The following is a 14,803-nucleotide window of genomic DNA, read 5'->3' as shown; positions in this document are numbered from 1 at the left end:
GTATTACTTTAAAGAATTTGCCTTGTAAAACTGGCTTAAATATTTGAATTCAATGGAAAATCCGCTTTATCCTTGGCAGGCGGCGGCGTGGGGTCGGCTTCAACGGCTGCACGGGCGCATGCCGCATGCCATCCTGTTTCATGGGCCGGAAGGGATAGGCAAATCCACGTTGGCGGAGTGGCTGGCGCAATCGCTCTTGTGCCCGAACCGGACGCCGGAAGGCCATGCCTGCGGCCAGTGCGAATCCTGTGGCTGGTTCGCACAGTACAGCCATCCGGATTACCGCCGGGTGCGCCCGGAGATCATGGACGAGGCCCAGGGGCAGGATGATGAGGGCAGTGATTCCGGTGACGGCAAGAAGACATCGAAGTCTTCCAAGGCGCCGTCCAAGGAAATCAAGATCGACCAGATCCGGGCGCTGGCGGATTTCATGAACGTCTCGACTCACCGTCAGGGGATGCGCATTATTGTGTTGTATCCGGCGGAGGCACTGAATACCGCCGCGGCCAATGCCTTGCTCAAGGTACTGGAAGAGCCGCCGCCCGGGACTGTATTCCTGCTGGCCTCCAACAGCCTCGACCGGCTCCTCCCGACGATCGTCTCGCGCTGCCGCAAGTTCGCGCTGTCCATGCCGAGTGCCGAGGAAGGCGTGGCATGGCTGAAGGCGCAGGAGGTCGCGAATGCGGAAGCCTTGCTTGCGGAGCAGGGCGGCGCGCCGCTTGCCGCGCTGACTGCGGCGCAGGGAGAAGGCAGGACCGTGATGGAGGAATTCCTCCGCCAGCTGGCGCGTCCTTCCGTGGACGGGGCGCTGAAAGCCGGGGAGCAGTTGCAGAAAATACCGGCGACCGAAGCAGTCGCATGGCTGCAACGCTGGCTGTACGATGTGTTTTCTCTCAAACTTTCCGGCAGAATCCGGTATTATCCCCGGTACCAAAAAGAACTGGCGGCCCTGGCAGCACGGGCGGAAATGGACAAGCTGCTGGATGGCCTGAAGGCAGCCGGTGAGCGCCGCGCGATTGCAGAACATCCTCTTTCCGCGCGGCTTTTCATGGAAGACATGCTGCTGGATTATTCGAAAATTTTTTCCGCATAACGATACAAGGCTTAAAGGACAGTTATGGCTGATACAACCGTAGGAGGGCCGGGTGCTGCAGGAAGTCAGGGAGTGGCACGTCCTTCCGTGTTGTCGCTGCCGATCAAGGAAAAGGCCGCGCTGTATTCCGCCTACATGCCATACCTGACCAATGGCGGCATTTTTGTGCCGACCAACAAACCCTACAAGATTGGTGACGAGATCTATCTGATCCTCACCCTGATCGACGATCCGACCAAGTATCCGATCGCCGGCAAGGTCGCCTGGGTCACGCCTGCGGGCGCCCACGGTACCCGGGCGCAGGGCATCGGCGTCCATTTTTCCGCTGACGAAAGCGGCCAACGGGTCAAGCTCCGCATTGAGGAACTACTGGGGGCGGCCTTGCGCTCGTCGCGAGCCACCCACACGCTGTAAAGCCCCTTTCCCCGATGGCTTACTCACACCGCCTGGCCCGGTTCGAGGATTTGCCGGCCGTCGTCGCCATCTACAACAGCACGATCCCCTCGCGTCAGGTCACTGCGGATACCGAACCCGTCAGCGTGGAGTCCCGCCATGCATGGTTCACCGACCATGCTCCCGGCAGGCGTCCGTTATGGGTCGCGGAAAGGGAGGGCACGGTCATCGGCTGGCTCTCTTTTTCGAATTTCTATGGACGCCCGGCCTATTCCGGGACGGCCGAGCTTTCCATCTATATTCACGAGAGCGAACGCGGCAAGGGGCTCGGCAAATATTTTCTGGGCGAAGCTATCGCGCAGGCGCCGAAGATTGCCGTTCACACTTTGCTTGGCTTCATTTTCGGCCACAACCTCCCCAGCCTGAAACTGTTCGAGCAATTCGGCTTTGAGCGCTGGGCCCACCTGCCGCGCGTCGCGAGACTGGATGGCATCGACCGGGATCTGGTGATCGTCGGCAAAAGAGTCGTGCAAGGCTGAAAACCGGATGCCAAGGGCGTACAATTCCGCCCATGTTTATCGATTCCCACTGCCACATCAATTTCCCAGAACTCGCGGCCCGTCTGCCCGAGATTTTCAGCAAGATGGCGGAAAACCGCGTCACCCATGCGCTCTGCGTCTGTGTCGACATGCCGGATTTCCCGCAGGTGCTCGCACTGGCGGAGCAATATCCGAACGTCTATGCATCAGTCGGCGTGCATCCGGATTATGAAGACACGCCGGAGCCCGACGTGGATGAACTGGTGCGCCTCTCCGAGCATCCAAAGATCGTCGGCATAGGAGAAACCGGGCTGGATTATTACCGTCTGGAAGGCGATCTGGAATGGCAAAGAAACCGTTTCCGCACCCATATCCGCGCTTCCAGGGCGACCGGCAAGCCGCTGATCATCCATACCCGTTCCGCATCGGAAGACACGATCCGGCTCATGCGGGAAGAAGGCGCGGGAACGGATGCAGGCGGCGCGGGCGGCGTGATGCATTGCTTTACCGAATCGCTGCAGGTCGCGGAAGCGGCAATGGAGATGGGCTTTTACATTTCCTTCTCCGGCATCGTCACGTTCAAGAATGCGAAAGACTTGCAGGAGGTTGCGCGCGCCGTGCCGCTGGAACGCATGCTGATCGAGACCGATTCGCCGTACCTTGCGCCGGTACCGTATCGCGGCAAGATGAACGAGCCGGGACTGGTTTCTCATGTGGGGCAATTCCTCGCCGACCTCAACGGCGTTCCGGTCGAGGAAGTGGCGCGCCAGACGACCGAGAATTTCTTCCGGCTGTTCAAGATAAGCGGGTGAAGCCGTGAAGAGCGCGGGAGCAAAGCCGGACAGCGCCTTGCTCAGTTCGCGCCTGCGCCGGCACTGTCTTGCCTGCGTTCCCGCCCTGGTCCTCGGCGGCCTGCTGCCATCCATGGCATCGGCCAGCGCACGGGATGACTTTTTCCATGCAGTCAGGTTCGACGATGTGCGCGGGTTGCGCTCGCTGCTCGCGCAAGGGGTGGATCCGAACCTGGCCGAACCCTCGCGTGGCGAGTCCGGCCTGATAGTGGCCTTGCGCGAAAAATCGATGAAGGTCTTTGCGGTGCTGCTCGATACGCAGGACATTGATGTCAACGCGCAGGCGCGCAATGGCGATACGGCGCTCATGATCGCGAGCTATCTCGGCAACGAGCCGGCCGCCGAGGCTTTGCTCGCCAGGGGCGCGCAGGTGAATCGCCCGGGCTGGACTGCGCTTCATTATGCAGCGGCGAGCGGTAGTGACGGCATCGTGCAGCTGCTGCTGAAAAATTCCGCATACATCAATGCAGAATCGCCGAACAAAACCACGCCAATCATGATGGCGGCGTACATGGGCCATATCCAGACCGTCAAGCTGCTGCTCGACGCCGGGGCGGATGCGACCCTGAAAAATGAATTGGGGCTGACCGCGATCGATATCGCACAGAAAAGCGGGCACAGGGATATCGCGGAAGGATTGACCTACCGCCTCAGGAAGGAAGGCAAGCTGTAACTCTGCGGCAATATTGCCGCATGGGGAAACGTGCCCTCCCGGCGCGCGCTCATTCCGATCCTGTTTCCCATCCCGACATGCCGCATTTTTCCACCGGCTTGATCTGTTGTTCCGCCAAAGCGGATATCGATTGCCGCAATACGTCACGCCATGTTTGGGCTACAAGATACGGGAATCTCCTCATGCGAATGAATGCGCCGCGGATGGCATAACGAAGGCCGCAAGCGGCGTCGCAAGCGCGCAACCGTACCCCAGGATATGCTGGAAAAAAACGACGACAAGAGATGGGCTGACCCAGCCTTTGTGCTGCCATTCCTGGTGCTGCTCGTGTCGCTTTTGATTACCGAGCGGCTCTGGCGCAATGCGCAGGAAACCGCGGAGCAGATTTTCCGCGCCGATTTCGCTGCGCGGGTGCGCGATGCCAGCCAGCGGATCGAGGCCCGGATGAAAACCTATGAGCAGGTATTGCGTGGCGCAGTCGGTCTGTATGCCGCCAGCGGCTTCGTCAGCAGAGATGTTTTTCGCGAGTACATCGGTACCCTGGATCTGGAGGAGAATTACCCGGGAATCCAGGGAATAGGCTTTGCCCTGGTAGTGCCGGAGGCGAACAAGCGGGCCCACGTGTCCGCGGTGCGCAGCCAGGGCTTTCCGGAGTACGACATCCAGCCTGGCGGGAATAGACCGACTTACACCTCGATCGTTTACCTGGAACCCTTTGCCGGCACGAACCTGCGCGCCTTCGGTTATGACATGTATTCCGAACCGGTGCGCCGTGCGGCGATGGAAGCCGCGCGCGATACCGGCGATGCAGCCGCTTCCGGCAAGGTCACGCTGATCCAGGAACTGGACCAGGACGTGCAGGCCGGATTCCTCCTTTACCTGCCGGTATATCGCAACGGCGCACCGCAAGCCACCGTGGACGACAGACGGAGCAGCCTGACCGGGTGGGTGTATGCGGCGTTTCGCATGAAGGACCTGATGAGCGGTGTCGCCGGCCCGCAGGAATCGAACATCGAACTGACAATCTACGATGGCAGAAGGCTCGATCCAGAGGCGCGCATGTACTCGAGCGCGCCTGGCTTTGCGGCCGAGTCGCCTGCCAGTCGCTTCACGACCTACAACATCATCCGCATTGCCGGCCGGGACTGGACCATCGCGACGCGTCCCACTCCGCTGATGCTCGATCATATCGACAGGGAAAAGCCCTTGCTGGTACTTAAGAGCGGCATAGGCATCAGCATCCTGCTCGCCCTGCTTGCCTGGCTCTTCCTCGACGACCGTGCCCAGGCGATCCGGGTGGCGCGGCAGGCGCTGGAGCTTGCGCTGTACGATCCGCTGACAGGCCTGCCGAACCGGAAGCTGGTGACGGAACGCCTGCAGCAGGCTCTATCCGCCGCCCGGCGCCGCAAGCAGCAGGTTGCGCTGATGTTCGTCGACTTGGATAAGTTCAAGCCGGTCAACGACAATTTCGGCCATGCGATCGGTGATCAGCTGCTGCAGGAAGTGGCAAAGCGCCTGCGCGCCTGCGTGCGTGATTCGGATACCGTGTCGCGCCTGGGTGGTGATGAATTCGTGGTGCTGCTGGCGGAAGTGGAGGGCAGCGAAGGCGCGGCGGCGGTCGCAGACAAAATCCTGAAAGCCCTGGAGGAGGAATTCGTGGTGGCCGGTCACCGGCTCCAGATTTCCTCCAGCATCGGGATCGCGATCTATCCGGATCAGGCCGGCGACGGGCAGGGGCTGCTAAAAAAGGCGGACGCCGCCATGTACCATGCAAAGCGAAGCGGGCGCAACAATTTCGTCCTGTTCCAGGACGGGATGGCGCAAGCGAGCTAGAAGGTTGCCCAGCAGCTTGCAATCATTTGTCCCGTCGCGGCGCGCGTCACCGGCCTTGCTTCTCGTCCCCCACGGGCAGGGCCAGCCTGACCTCAAGCCCGCCTGCCGCCAGATTGGCAAGCCGGATGGTTCCGCCATGCTGTTCCGCGATATTGCGCGCAATCGTCAATCCCAGGCCGGTGCCGCCGGTCTGGCGCGAGCGCGAGCTTTCCAGACGGTAGAAGGGCTCGAATACCTTGTCCATCTCGGCCTCCGGAATGCCCGGGCCGCGATCCCGGATGCGGATCACTGCCCAGGAATCTTCCAGCCCGACATGCACCTCGGCATGTCCGCCATACTTGCTTGCATTGTCGATCAGGTTGGTCAGGCAGCGCCGCAGGGCGATAGGGCGCGCCATCAGGGACGCCCCGGCCTTGCCGCTCAGGCTCACCGCCTGGCCGGCATCGGCAGCATCAGCGCAGACGCTGTCCACCAGAGAATCGAGGTTCAGGCGCTTCGGCTGTTCCGCGGAATGCATGCTGCGCGCCAGATCCAGCCCTTCCTTGACCATCGCCTGCATGGCCCCCATGTCGGCGAGCAGCTTTTCGCGCAGTTCGCCATCGTCCACCTTTTCCAGGCGCAGGCGCAGCCGTGTCAGTGGTGTCTGCAGGTCGTGGGTGATGGCGGCCAGGATCTGGGTCTGCTGCTGGATCTGGTGGCGCAGGCGCATCTGCATAGCATTGAATGCCGCTGCGGCCTGCCGGATCTCGCGTACGCCGCGCTCGGGCAGCGGCGGACGGTCGATGTCATTGCCAAGCTGGATCGCGGCGTCGGCCAGTTTCTTGAGCGGTTGCGTGGTCATGCGCGACACCAGCCAGGCAAGCAGGCCGATGATGACGAGGAATACGATGCCGTAGTAAAGCAGGTCCGGCGGCAGCCTCATCGGTGGCGGTCTTTGAGCCAGCACATACAGGCGCAGATGGGCGCCGTCGCGCAATGCGACCGACAGCGCTTCGCATTCCGGCCGGAACTCCGGCGATCTCGGACGCATATTCCGCCGGGGCGGGACAGGACACTGGGCCGGATCGGCGACCAGCGACTGCACCTCGTAGCCTTCCGGCAGGCGCTGGTCCAGCATCTCGGCGAGACGCGAGCGCGCCTGCGGCACGGCTTCATCCGATCCGGACATCTCCGCGCGCATTCCGACCCCGGACGCGGCCATCAGGTAGGCCGGACGCAAGTCCGCGGGCACATTCTCCAGCGAGAGGATGAACTGCGCGACGCGCTCGATGGCATGGTATTCACGGAACTCGCCGATCATGCGCTGCCGTTCGTTCATCGCCAGTCCGAGGGAGATCGCGGTCGCCAGCAGGACGCCGGCCACCAGCGCCAGGAATACGCGGCTGGCCATCGACTGAAAGGGCAATCTCATTCCGGGTCCCTGGTCACCGGGCTCGCCAGCACATAGCCTTCATTGCGCACGGTCTTGATGATCTGAGGCGAACGCGCATCGTCGCCCAGCTTTTGTCGCAGGCGGCTTATCTGCAGGTCGATGGAGCGGTCGAATGGATCGGCATCACGGCCTTGGGTCATGTTGAGCAACTGGTCGCGGCTCAGGACGCGATTGGCATGCTCGAGGAAGATCTTCAGCAGCCGGTATTCGGCGCCGGACAGGGCGACGATGACGCCGTCGGGACCGATCAGGTGCCGCGCGGTGAAATCCATGGTCCAGCCTGCGAAATGCAGCTGCCTGGATTCCGGCACCTGCTGTCCGGGCGGCAGGGCATGGGTACGCCTCAGAACGCTGCGGATGCGCGCAAACAGTTCGCGCGGCTCGAAGGGCTTGGGCAGGTAATCATCGGCGCCCATTTCCAGGCCGAGGATGCGGTCGAGCGGCTCGCCGCGCGCGGTCAGCATGATGACGGGTATGCTGGATTGCGCGCGCAGGCTGCGGCACAGGGTAAGACCGTCTTCGCCCGGAAGATTCAGGTCGAGCACGATCAGGTCGATGCGCGAGTGCTCCAGCATCTTCCACATCGCCTTGCCGTCGCCCGCCGTGAAGGTGCGATAGCCGTTCTTTTCGAGATACTCGGCCAGCAGGTGGCTGATCTCGTGGTCGTCGTCGACGATCAGGATTCGTGAGGGAGTTTCCATGTGCGGAATTATGGCAAGTTGAGCGCGGGGCCGGAAAGGAATTTGTATCGCACCGTTTCCTGCGGCGAGGCTTGATACAGTGCGATACAAAGGCAGGACATTTGTTTGCACATTTCTACAAGATGGCACATTCATGACATGTGCGGGACACATTCAGGTCGCAGGATGTGAACCGTGCGATATGCACTGAACCAATGAATGACTTCAGGAAAAGGAAAGACAATGGCTAATTTTCGCAAATCCCTCATGATTGGTGTGGCAACGATCGCCTTCGGTGCCGGCTCCTTCGCAGCCTATGCGGATCAGAACGCGGACGGGCAATCGGGACGTGGTCGCGTCGACAGCCAGCAGATGCAGGAGCGTATGGCCAAGCGCCAGGCCGAACTGCACGACAAGCTGAAGCTGAACGCGACGCAGGAAGGCGCATGGAAAACCTTTGCCGAGAAGATGAAGCCGGCAGAGCGGCCGGCGCGACCGAGCCGCGAAGAGATGGCGAAGCTGAGCGTGCCCGAGCGCATGGACAGGATGCTGGCCTTGATGAAGGAGCGCGAGGCAAGGATGACCGAGCGGGTCGCGGCAACCAAGCAGTTTTATGCGACCCTGACGCCGGAACAGCAAAAAATTTTCAACGAGCAGTTCCGCCCCGGTCTAGGCCGTGATCATGGCCATGGACATCGTCACGCTCCCCGTTGAAGCACAAGCGTGGAAAAAATGCCGCCGCAAGGCTTGCGGCGGCACAGCCAGCCATTAATGCAGCTTGATGCGCGGGCTGCGTGCCCAATCGATTGCATCCGCAAGGATCGCGAGCATGGTATGGAAAAAACCGGTCACCGCGACCTGATGCTGCTTGTGCAGTGACCAGTACATCAGCTTGGCAATCTTGCCTTCGATGAATACCGAGCCGCGCGCGATCGCGCCCATCAAGCTGCCCACGGTCGTGTAGTTGCCAAGCGAAACCAGAGAGCCACGGTCGCGGTAAGTGAATTTCAGTGGTGACTTGCCTTCCAGTATGCGTAGCAGCGACCTTGCAAGCAAGGCTGCCTCCTGGTGCGCTGCCTGCGCGCGTGGCGGCACCGGCGGCAGGCCGTCTCCCTGCGGACAGGCGGCGCAATCGCCCATCGCGAAGACGGAAGGATCGGCCGTGGTTTGCAGCGTGCGCTTGACGACCAGCTGATTGATGCGGTTGGTTTCCAGGCCATCCAGGCTCTTCAGGAAATCGGGCGCCTTGATTCCCGCCGCCCAGACCACGAGATCGCTGGGAATGAACTTGCCGCTTCCCATCTTGACGCCATCCTTGCTGACCTCGACCACCATTTCATTGGTATGGACCTCGATGTCGATGGCCTGCAATTCCCGGGTGACGGCGTTCGACAGGCGCTCCGGCAAGGCCTGCAGCAGGCGCGGCGCAGCATCGACGACGACGATCTTCAGGTCTTTCTCCGGATCGAAATTCGCCAGTCCGTAGCTGGTGATGATCTTGGCTGTCATGTGCAGCTCGGCTGACAATTCCACGCCGGTCGCGCCGCCGCCAATGATCGTCACCGTGAAGCGCTGACCATTGTTCGGCCCGCGCTTGGCCTGGGCACGCAGGCAGGAATTCACCAGCTGTCGATGGAAGTGCTCTGCCGCGTCCAGCGAATCGAGCATGATGGCGTTCTCGCGTGCACCGGGCGTGCCGAAATCGTTGGTCTGGCTGCCGATCGCCAGTACCAGCGTGTCGTAGCGCACAGACTGGCGCGGCAACAGCTCCACGCCGTTTTCATCCAGAGTGGGCGCGAGAAAGATTTCCTTTCGCGCGCGGTCCAGACCATCCATGCGACCAAGGCGAAAGTTGAAGTGATTTTCCCGCGCGATGGCAAGGTATTCCATTTCATCCGAATAGGAGTCGAGGGTGCCGGCGGCAACCTGATGCAGCAGCGGTTTCCACAAATGGGTGCGGGCTGCATCCACCAGCGTGATGTGCGCCTTTCCCGACTTGCCGAGCTTTTTCCCGAGGCGGGCGGCGAGTTCCAGTCCGCCGGCTCCTCCTCCCACAATTGCAATCCGATGCGGCGCTTCAGCTGCTTGGCTCAAACATATCTCCTTGGGCTGTAGAAATGGACGAAACGACAATAATTATAAGAGAGACATGCGGCGGGAAGCGAGAGGAAACGGTGCCATCCTGCCGGTGTTGCACGATCCGTGCCCGAGTGGCGCGCCCATTCGGGAACTGCGTCGCCCTGGCAGGACGGTGCATTGTTCTGCTACAGTGCGCGCCATGAGCAAACTGAGTCTGGACAAGATCCTGCAGTCGCAGGGATTCGGCACCCGCAAATGGTGCCGGGAACTGATCGTGGACGGCGAAGTCGCCGTCCACGGCTATGTGGTAAGCGATTACCGGACGGTCTTCGACACGGAAGGGCTGGAATTCACGATCTTTGGCGTCAGCTGGCTTTATCGCGAGCATGTCTACCTTGCGCTGAACAAGCCGGCCGATTTCGAATGTTCCCGCAAGCCCAGCCACCATCCGAGCGTGATGACCCTGCTGCCGGAGCAGTTCGCCTGGCGCGACGTGCAGCCGGTAGGAAGGCTGGACCACGATACCACCGGCTTGCTGCTGCTTTCCGATGACGGGGCATTCATCCACGCCCAGTCCTCGCCGCGGCGCCATATTCCCAAGCTGTACCTGGCAACTACCCATGCTCCGGTCACCGGGCAACTGGTGGCGCAGCTCCTGGGCGGCGTTAAACTGCATGACGAACCGGCGCCGCTCGCGGCCTTGTCTTGCCGGCAGGTGGGCGAGCACGAGATCGAGATTGTGCTCGAGCAGGGCAAATACCACCAAGTAAAGCGCATGCTGGCAGCTGCTGGCAATCACTGCACGGCCTTGCGCCGCACTGCAATCGGCGGCCTGACCCTGGATGCGCTGGAGCTGGAGGAAGGGGAGTGGTGCTATCTCGATGACGAACAGCTTGCATTGCTTGTGCCTGAGAGTAATGCCTGAAGAAGCACAACGCGCCGGCGTAGATTGATGTTCAATCCGTTGCAAGAAGAATCGCCAGCGACTTGAGTTGCGGTGGCGTGCACCGCCTCATCTTTGCTCCCGTTCCATCCGCTCCCTGTCCGCATCTTCCTGCTCCATGCGCTTTCTGGCACCACCTTCGACTGTCCTGCCGGATTGCATCGGTTCGTACAGCGTCCCCGATGTCGGCGGTGCCGGCGGGGCGATTTCGACCTGGTACTTGTGCGGAGACATTGGTGGAAGCCCGCTCGGTGAGACCCGGGAAGAAATGATGGGAGGTGGTTGGCGCATTCGCTTTCCAGCCGACGGCTAGTTCTTCGCGCAGATGCAGCGACACCCATACGATGGCGACCACCACTTTTGAGCAGTCCGGTGCGGCGTGCGGCAAGCATGACATTGGCGCGCAGCGACGCGAGCCTGAGCGCCACGCCGCGGCCGAAACCGCCGGATGCGCCAGTGATGACATAGGTTTTGCCGGCAATACTTTGCTGCTCGTCCGATCACAATTGTCCCGGCATTGCGCAGCCGTTGAGCAGGGATAAGGGCAAGAACCAGCAGCAATGGCAGGAACAGCGTGCGTATCGGAGCTGGGACGCTCATGTGTTTTTCTCCCGGGAACAAGGACGGAGCTCGCGCTTTTCCACGGCGACCGCGTCAATACTGGTCGAGCGAAAAGGCTCAGAACCGGGGCTAGTTGCGCGCCTGCCAGCGGAAAGCGGGTGCAAGCGGCACAGGGAACGGAAAGAACGGAAAAGTCGCGGGCAGATACTGTTCTGCGGAGAAGTGTCGTTCAGGAACCTGGACAGCCGTTGCAGCGTCCCAATGATTGAATACCTTGTCGTAGCGGGCAAAACGGGAGTACTTTCCGAATTGTCCTTGCTCGCAAAGCCAGCACCGCAAATACGAAATTTTCCTGCAATTAACTTGAAAGGAATTGCCAGATGTATGTCATGCAAGTGGAAGGAATGACCTGCAATCACTGCGTCAGCCGGGTGCAACGAGCGGTGCAGGATATCGACGCCACCGCAAAGGTGGAGGTGGATCTTGCCACCAACAGCGTCCGGGTGGAATCGGCGGCAGATCTGGATGACATCAAATCGGCCGTGATCGAGGCCGGATATCCGGTGACCGGCAGTACCGCATCCTGATGTGTGCCGGGGCCGGTCGACCGGCCCCCTCAGGTTCGCGCATGATGATGGCAGGCAGCATCGGACTCGTCTTCCAGTCCGTGCAGGATAGGACAGTCCGGGCGATTGTCGCCGGCACAGGCACGCGCAAGATGGTCCAGCGTGTTGCGCATCTCGGTGAGCTCTGCGATGCGCCGCTCGAGGTCTGCCACATGCGATTGCGCGATGGCTTTCACATCCGCGCTGGCACGCTCGGGGTCCTGCCACAGGGATAGCAGATCCTTTATCTGGTCCAGGGAAAAGCCGAGCGAACGTGCCCGCTTGATGAAACGCAGCCTGTGCACATCCTTGTCGCCATAAGTGCGATAACCCGCTTCGGTGCGCCGGGTCTGGCTGATCAATCCGATGCTTTCGTAATAGCGGATCATCTTGGCGGTCACACCGGATGCGCTGGCAGCTTCCCCGATATTCATTGCGATCTTCCTTTCGTGTTCATGCGCGTGTATGCATGGCTCAGGCATTGCCGGCTGGCTTCCAGCGGCGCAGCAGCAAGGCATTGCTGACTACGCTCACCGAACTGAATGCCATTGCCGCACCGGCGAGCACGGGATTGAGCATGCCGAATGCCGCGAGCGGAATGCCGACCAGGTTATAGATGAAGGCCCAGAACAGGTTTTGGCGGATCTTGCCGTAAGTGCGGCGCGAAATCTCGATCGCGTCCGCCACCAGAGCCGGATTGCCGCGCATGAGCGTGATGCCGGCGGTATGCATGGCGACATCGGTGCCGGTCGCCATTGCAATTCCCACATCGGCCGCCGCCAGTGCCGGCGCGTCATTGATGCCGTCGCCGACCATTGCCACCACCTGTCCGTCACGCTTGAGTTCCGCCACCTTGCCGGCCTTGATGCCCGGCAGGACTTCGGCGATCACCTGGTCTATGCCAAGGGCGCGGCCCACCATCTCGGCGCTGCCGCGATTGTCGCCCGTCAGCAGCACGGTGGCGATGCCTTGCGCATGCAGGCGCTCGACGGCTGCGCGCGCACTGTCCTTGATCCTGTCCCCGAATACGATCATGCCGAGCAGCTGGCCTGCATTGCCGACACTTGCCACCCATGACACCGTATGCCCGGCTGTTTCGGCTGCCTGCGCCTTTTCCGCCAGCGGGGCAAGGTCGATGCCGAGTTCGCGCATCAGGCGCGGACTCCCGAGCCGGATGTCGAGATCGTCGACGATTGCGGCCATCCCGCGACCTGGCAACGCTCTGATCTCGCGCGCCGGCAGGGGCGCCAATCCTTCGCCTTTCGCCATCTCGACTACGGCACGGCCAAGCGGATGCTCGCTGCCAGCCTGGATGGCATAGGCGATCTGCAACAGGCGGTCGCGTTCGATAGTGAGCGGCAGGATATCCATCACGGCGGGCTTGCCCTCGGTAAGCGTGCCGGTCTTGTCGAATACCACGGTGGTGACGGCATGTGCGACTTCGAGCGCTTCCGCATCCTTGATCAGGATGCCGTAGCGTGCGCCGCTGCCGGTCCCGGCCATGATCGCCGTCGGCGTTGCCAGGCCGAGCGCGCAGGGGCAGGCAATCACCAGCACTGCCACCGCAGTGATGATCGCCTGTCCGGTGTCGCCGTCGTACAGCCACCAGCCGGCGAACGTGACCAGCGCGATCAGGAGGACCACAGGGACGAATACCGCAGCGACCTTGTCGACCAGGTGCTGGATTGGCGCTTTCGCGGCCTGGGCGCTTTCCACCAGCCGGATGATGCGCGACAGTGTGGTCTCGGCGCCGACTGCATCGGTGCGGGCGATCAGCAGTCCTTCCGCATTGATTGCACCGCCGGTCAGCTTGTCCCCGGGATGCTTGGCCACCGGCAGGCTTTCGCCGGTGATCAGCGATTCGTCGACCTGACTGTCGCCCTCGATGACCGTGCCATCCACGGGGATGCGTTCCCCGGGACGAATCACCACGAGATCGCCGACGCGCACCGAATCCACCGGCACGTCGCTGTCGACACCATCACGCCGTACCCGGGCGGATTCCGGCCGCAATACCTGCAGGGCACGGATCGCGGCCGCGGTCTGGCGCTTGGCGCGGCCTTCCAGCCATTTGCCGAGCAGGACCAGCGTGATCACCACGGCGGACGCCTCGAAGTAGAGATGGGGCATGCCGTCACCGCCGGCGGCGAGCAATTGATAGACGCTCAAGCCATAGGCGGCGCTGGTGCCGAGCGCCACCAGCAGGTCCATGTTGCCGGTACGCGCCTTGAGCGCTTTCCAGCCCGAGCGGTAGAAGCGGGCGCCCAGCCAGAATTGCACCGGGGTTGCCAGCAGCCATTGCAGCCAGCCTGGGAGCATCGCATGGATGCCGAAGAATTCCAGCAGCATCGGCAGCATGAGCGGCAGGGACAGGGCCGCCGCCAGGGCAACGGTGAAAGCTTCGCGTTGGCCGGATTTTGCCGCCGGCATGTCCGATTGCAGGGAGCGCGCCAGGCGCGCGTCGTAGCCGGCGGCTTCGACGGCCTGGATCAGGGCTGCAGGCGTCACGCCAGGCGACACCTGCACGCGGGCGCTTTCGGTCGCCAGGTTGACGCTGGCCGAAATGACACCATCCACCTTGAGCAAGGCCTTTTCCACGCGCGCCACGCAGGAGGCGCAGCTCATGCCTTTGATCGCGAGATCCAATTCCTTACGGGCGAGGCTGTAGCCGGCTTTCTCGACCGCCTGCTCGATGCTGCCGAGGCCGACATTCCGGTCCGCGACCACGGTAGCCGATTCAGTCCCGAGGTTGACGCTGGCCTTGCTGACGCCGGGGATGGCGCGCAATGCCTTTTCCACCCGGGTGACGCAGGATGCGCAGGTCATGCCTTCGATGCCGACGGCAAGTTCCCGGAGCGGTGCGGCGCGGGTGGGCGCGGAAATGGTGTTGCGCATGCGGGATTCCTTCTGGTTTTCCATTTGACTGCAGTGTGCACCTTCCCAATATGGGAAGGTCAAGGAAATTATCAATGGACATTCCCCATGAAATTCTTGCCTGGGGAAAACAAGGGCGAACTGCCGGCAAAGACCCCGTCCGACCTTGTCGCAGGAATGAAACAGGACGCTTATTTGCCCTGATGTGGAATAAACCCGTTTCATGCTCCGTATACCGCGTGTATCC

General features: G+C 61.7%; 16 protein-coding genes. 10 read left to right on the top strand and 6 right to left on the bottom strand.

Annotation, left to right across the window (positions count from 1 at the left end):
- The first annotated feature begins 52 nt into the window (after window positions 1–52).
- From HGHM_RS08100 to HGHM_RS22255, 6 genes are all read left to right on the top strand, one after another.
- Window positions 53–1,093 (top strand): DNA polymerase III subunit delta', encoded by a 1,041-nt coding sequence (locus HGHM_RS08100; RefSeq protein WP_019141017.1) that lies wholly within the window; start codon window positions 53–55, stop codon window positions 1,091–1,093.
- Window positions 1,094–1,117: 24 nt separating this feature from the next.
- A complete protein-coding gene (locus tag HGHM_RS08095; protein ID WP_026075815.1) occupies window positions 1,118–1,507 on the top strand; it encodes a PilZ domain-containing protein in 390 nt (129 codons plus the stop codon).
- Window positions 1,508–1,521: 14 nt separating this feature from the next.
- Window positions 1,522–2,025, top strand: a complete 504-nt coding sequence (locus HGHM_RS08090) for a GNAT family N-acetyltransferase (protein WP_019141015.1) — start codon at window positions 1,522–1,524, stop codon at window positions 2,023–2,025.
- Between the two features lie 32 nt (window positions 2,026–2,057).
- Window positions 2,058–2,837: a TatD family hydrolase gene (locus HGHM_RS08085; protein WP_019141014.1), complete on the top strand. Its 780-nt coding sequence runs from the start codon at window positions 2,058–2,060 to the stop codon at window positions 2,835–2,837.
- Between the two features lie 4 nt (window positions 2,838–2,841).
- Window positions 2,842–3,549 carry an ankyrin repeat domain-containing protein gene (locus HGHM_RS08080; protein ID WP_019141013.1) on the top strand — a complete coding sequence of 236 codons (708 nt, stop codon included), beginning with the start codon at window positions 2,842–2,844 and terminating at the stop codon, window positions 3,547–3,549.
- Window positions 3,550–3,741: 192 nt separating this feature from the next.
- Window positions 3,742–5,382: a CHASE domain-containing protein gene (locus tag HGHM_RS22255; RefSeq protein ID WP_019141012.1), complete on the top strand. Its 1,641-nt coding sequence runs from the start codon at window positions 3,742–3,744 to the stop codon at window positions 5,380–5,382.
- A gap of 46 nt (window positions 5,383–5,428) precedes the next feature.
- Here the strand turns inward: HGHM_RS22255 and HGHM_RS08070 are convergent, their stop codons facing one another.
- Both HGHM_RS08070 and HGHM_RS08065 read right to left on the bottom strand, forming a co-directional pair.
- Window positions 5,429–6,793, bottom strand: a complete 1,365-nt coding sequence (locus tag HGHM_RS08070) for an ATP-binding protein (protein ID WP_026075814.1) — start codon at window positions 6,791–6,793, stop codon at window positions 5,429–5,431.
- The gene (locus HGHM_RS08065; RefSeq protein WP_019141010.1) at window positions 6,790–7,515 is read right to left on the bottom strand and encodes a response regulator; all 726 of its coding nucleotides are present in this window, start codon (window positions 7,513–7,515) and stop codon (window positions 6,790–6,792) included. Before HGHM_RS08065 ends, HGHM_RS08070 begins: the two co-directional genes overlap by 4 nt.
- 222 nt (window positions 7,516–7,737) lie before the next feature.
- Between HGHM_RS08065 and HGHM_RS21010 the strand changes: the two genes are divergently transcribed.
- Window positions 7,738–8,208, top strand: coding sequence for a Spy/CpxP family protein refolding chaperone (locus tag HGHM_RS21010; protein WP_075111698.1), 471 nt, complete (start codon window positions 7,738–7,740; stop codon window positions 8,206–8,208).
- Window positions 8,209–8,262: 54 nt separating this feature from the next.
- On the opposite strand, the gene HGHM_RS08055 is transcribed toward HGHM_RS21010, so the two are convergent.
- On the bottom strand, window positions 8,263–9,588 hold the full coding sequence (locus HGHM_RS08055; protein WP_019141008.1) for an NAD(P)/FAD-dependent oxidoreductase: 1,326 nt from the start codon (window positions 9,586–9,588) through the stop codon (window positions 8,263–8,265).
- A 184-nt stretch (window positions 9,589–9,772) separates the two neighbouring features.
- Here HGHM_RS08055 and HGHM_RS08050 point away from each other — a divergent pair, with 184 nt between their 5' ends.
- Complete coding sequence (locus tag HGHM_RS08050; RefSeq protein ID WP_019141007.1) at window positions 9,773–10,498, top strand: pseudouridine synthase; 726 nt, start codon at window positions 9,773–9,775, stop codon at window positions 10,496–10,498.
- An 87-nt stretch (window positions 10,499–10,585) separates the two neighbouring features.
- Here HGHM_RS08050 and HGHM_RS23155 read toward each other — a convergent pair whose 3' ends face one another.
- The gene (locus HGHM_RS23155) at window positions 10,586–10,807 is read right to left on the bottom strand and encodes a hypothetical protein (protein WP_148415445.1); all 222 of its coding nucleotides are present in this window, start codon (window positions 10,805–10,807) and stop codon (window positions 10,586–10,588) included.
- 53 nt (window positions 10,808–10,860) lie between these two features.
- On the opposite strand from HGHM_RS23155, the gene HGHM_RS08040 reads away from it, so the two are divergent.
- Both HGHM_RS08040 and HGHM_RS08035 read left to right on the top strand, forming a co-directional pair.
- Window positions 10,861–11,058: a hypothetical protein gene (locus HGHM_RS08040; protein ID WP_019141005.1), complete on the top strand. Its 198-nt coding sequence runs from the start codon at window positions 10,861–10,863 to the stop codon at window positions 11,056–11,058.
- A 399-nt stretch (window positions 11,059–11,457) separates the two neighbouring features.
- Window positions 11,458–11,664, top strand: a complete 207-nt coding sequence (locus HGHM_RS08035; protein ID WP_019141004.1) for a heavy-metal-associated domain-containing protein — start codon at window positions 11,458–11,460, stop codon at window positions 11,662–11,664.
- 29 nt (window positions 11,665–11,693) lie between these two features.
- Here the strand turns inward: HGHM_RS08035 and cueR are convergent, their stop codons facing one another.
- Together cueR and HGHM_RS08025 are read right to left on the bottom strand one after the other, a co-directional pair.
- Complete coding sequence (gene cueR, locus HGHM_RS08030) at window positions 11,694–12,116, bottom strand: Cu(I)-responsive transcriptional regulator (protein WP_019141003.1); 423 nt, start codon at window positions 12,114–12,116, stop codon at window positions 11,694–11,696.
- Between the two features lie 40 nt (window positions 12,117–12,156).
- Complete coding sequence (locus HGHM_RS08025) at window positions 12,157–14,577, bottom strand: heavy metal translocating P-type ATPase (RefSeq protein WP_034348895.1); 2,421 nt, start codon at window positions 14,575–14,577, stop codon at window positions 12,157–12,159.
- Between the last annotated feature and the right edge of the window lie 226 nt (window positions 14,578–14,803).

Source organism: Noviherbaspirillum massiliense JC206 (assembly GCF_000312045.1).
Lineage (GTDB): Bacteria > Pseudomonadota > Gammaproteobacteria > Burkholderiales > Burkholderiaceae_D > Noviherbaspirillum > Noviherbaspirillum massiliense.
This window is presented reverse-complemented; position numbering and strand designations above follow the sequence as displayed.

What these genes read in the sequence shown, in the direction of transcription:
- HGHM_RS08070 (WP_026075814.1), bottom strand. Translation starts at nt 6,793, where the DNA reads ATGAGATTGCCCTTTCAGTCGATGGCCAGCCGCGTATTCCTGGCGCTG.
- HGHM_RS08065 (WP_019141010.1), bottom strand. Translation starts at nt 7,515, where the DNA reads ATGGAAACTCCCTCACGAATCCTGATCGTCGACGACGACCACGAGATC.
- HGHM_RS23155 (WP_148415445.1), bottom strand. Translation starts at nt 10,807, where the DNA reads ATGCGCCAACCACCTCCCATCATTTCTTCCCGGGTCTCACCGAGCGGG.
- HGHM_RS08100 (WP_019141017.1), top strand. Translation starts at nt 53, where the DNA reads ATGGAAAATCCGCTTTATCCTTGGCAGGCGGCGGCGTGGGGTCGGCTT.
- HGHM_RS21010 (WP_075111698.1), top strand. Translation starts at nt 7,738, where the DNA reads ATGGCTAATTTTCGCAAATCCCTCATGATTGGTGTGGCAACGATCGCC.
- HGHM_RS08025 (WP_034348895.1), bottom strand. Translation starts at nt 14,577, where the DNA reads ATGCGCAACACCATTTCCGCGCCCACCCGCGCCGCACCGCTCCGGGAA.
- HGHM_RS08050 (WP_019141007.1), top strand. Translation starts at nt 9,773, where the DNA reads ATGAGCAAACTGAGTCTGGACAAGATCCTGCAGTCGCAGGGATTCGGC.
- HGHM_RS08035 (WP_019141004.1), top strand. Translation starts at nt 11,458, where the DNA reads ATGTATGTCATGCAAGTGGAAGGAATGACCTGCAATCACTGCGTCAGC.
- HGHM_RS08090 (WP_019141015.1), top strand. Translation starts at nt 1,522, where the DNA reads ATGGCTTACTCACACCGCCTGGCCCGGTTCGAGGATTTGCCGGCCGTC.
- HGHM_RS22255 (WP_019141012.1), top strand. Translation starts at nt 3,742, where the DNA reads ATGCGCCGCGGATGGCATAACGAAGGCCGCAAGCGGCGTCGCAAGCGC.
- HGHM_RS08095 (WP_026075815.1), top strand. Translation starts at nt 1,118, where the DNA reads ATGGCTGATACAACCGTAGGAGGGCCGGGTGCTGCAGGAAGTCAGGGA.
- HGHM_RS08085 (WP_019141014.1), top strand. Translation starts at nt 2,058, where the DNA reads ATGTTTATCGATTCCCACTGCCACATCAATTTCCCAGAACTCGCGGCC.
- cueR (WP_019141003.1), bottom strand. Translation starts at nt 12,116, where the DNA reads ATGAATATCGGGGAAGCTGCCAGCGCATCCGGTGTGACCGCCAAGATG.
- HGHM_RS08040 (WP_019141005.1), top strand. Translation starts at nt 10,861, where the DNA reads ATGGCGACCACCACTTTTGAGCAGTCCGGTGCGGCGTGCGGCAAGCAT.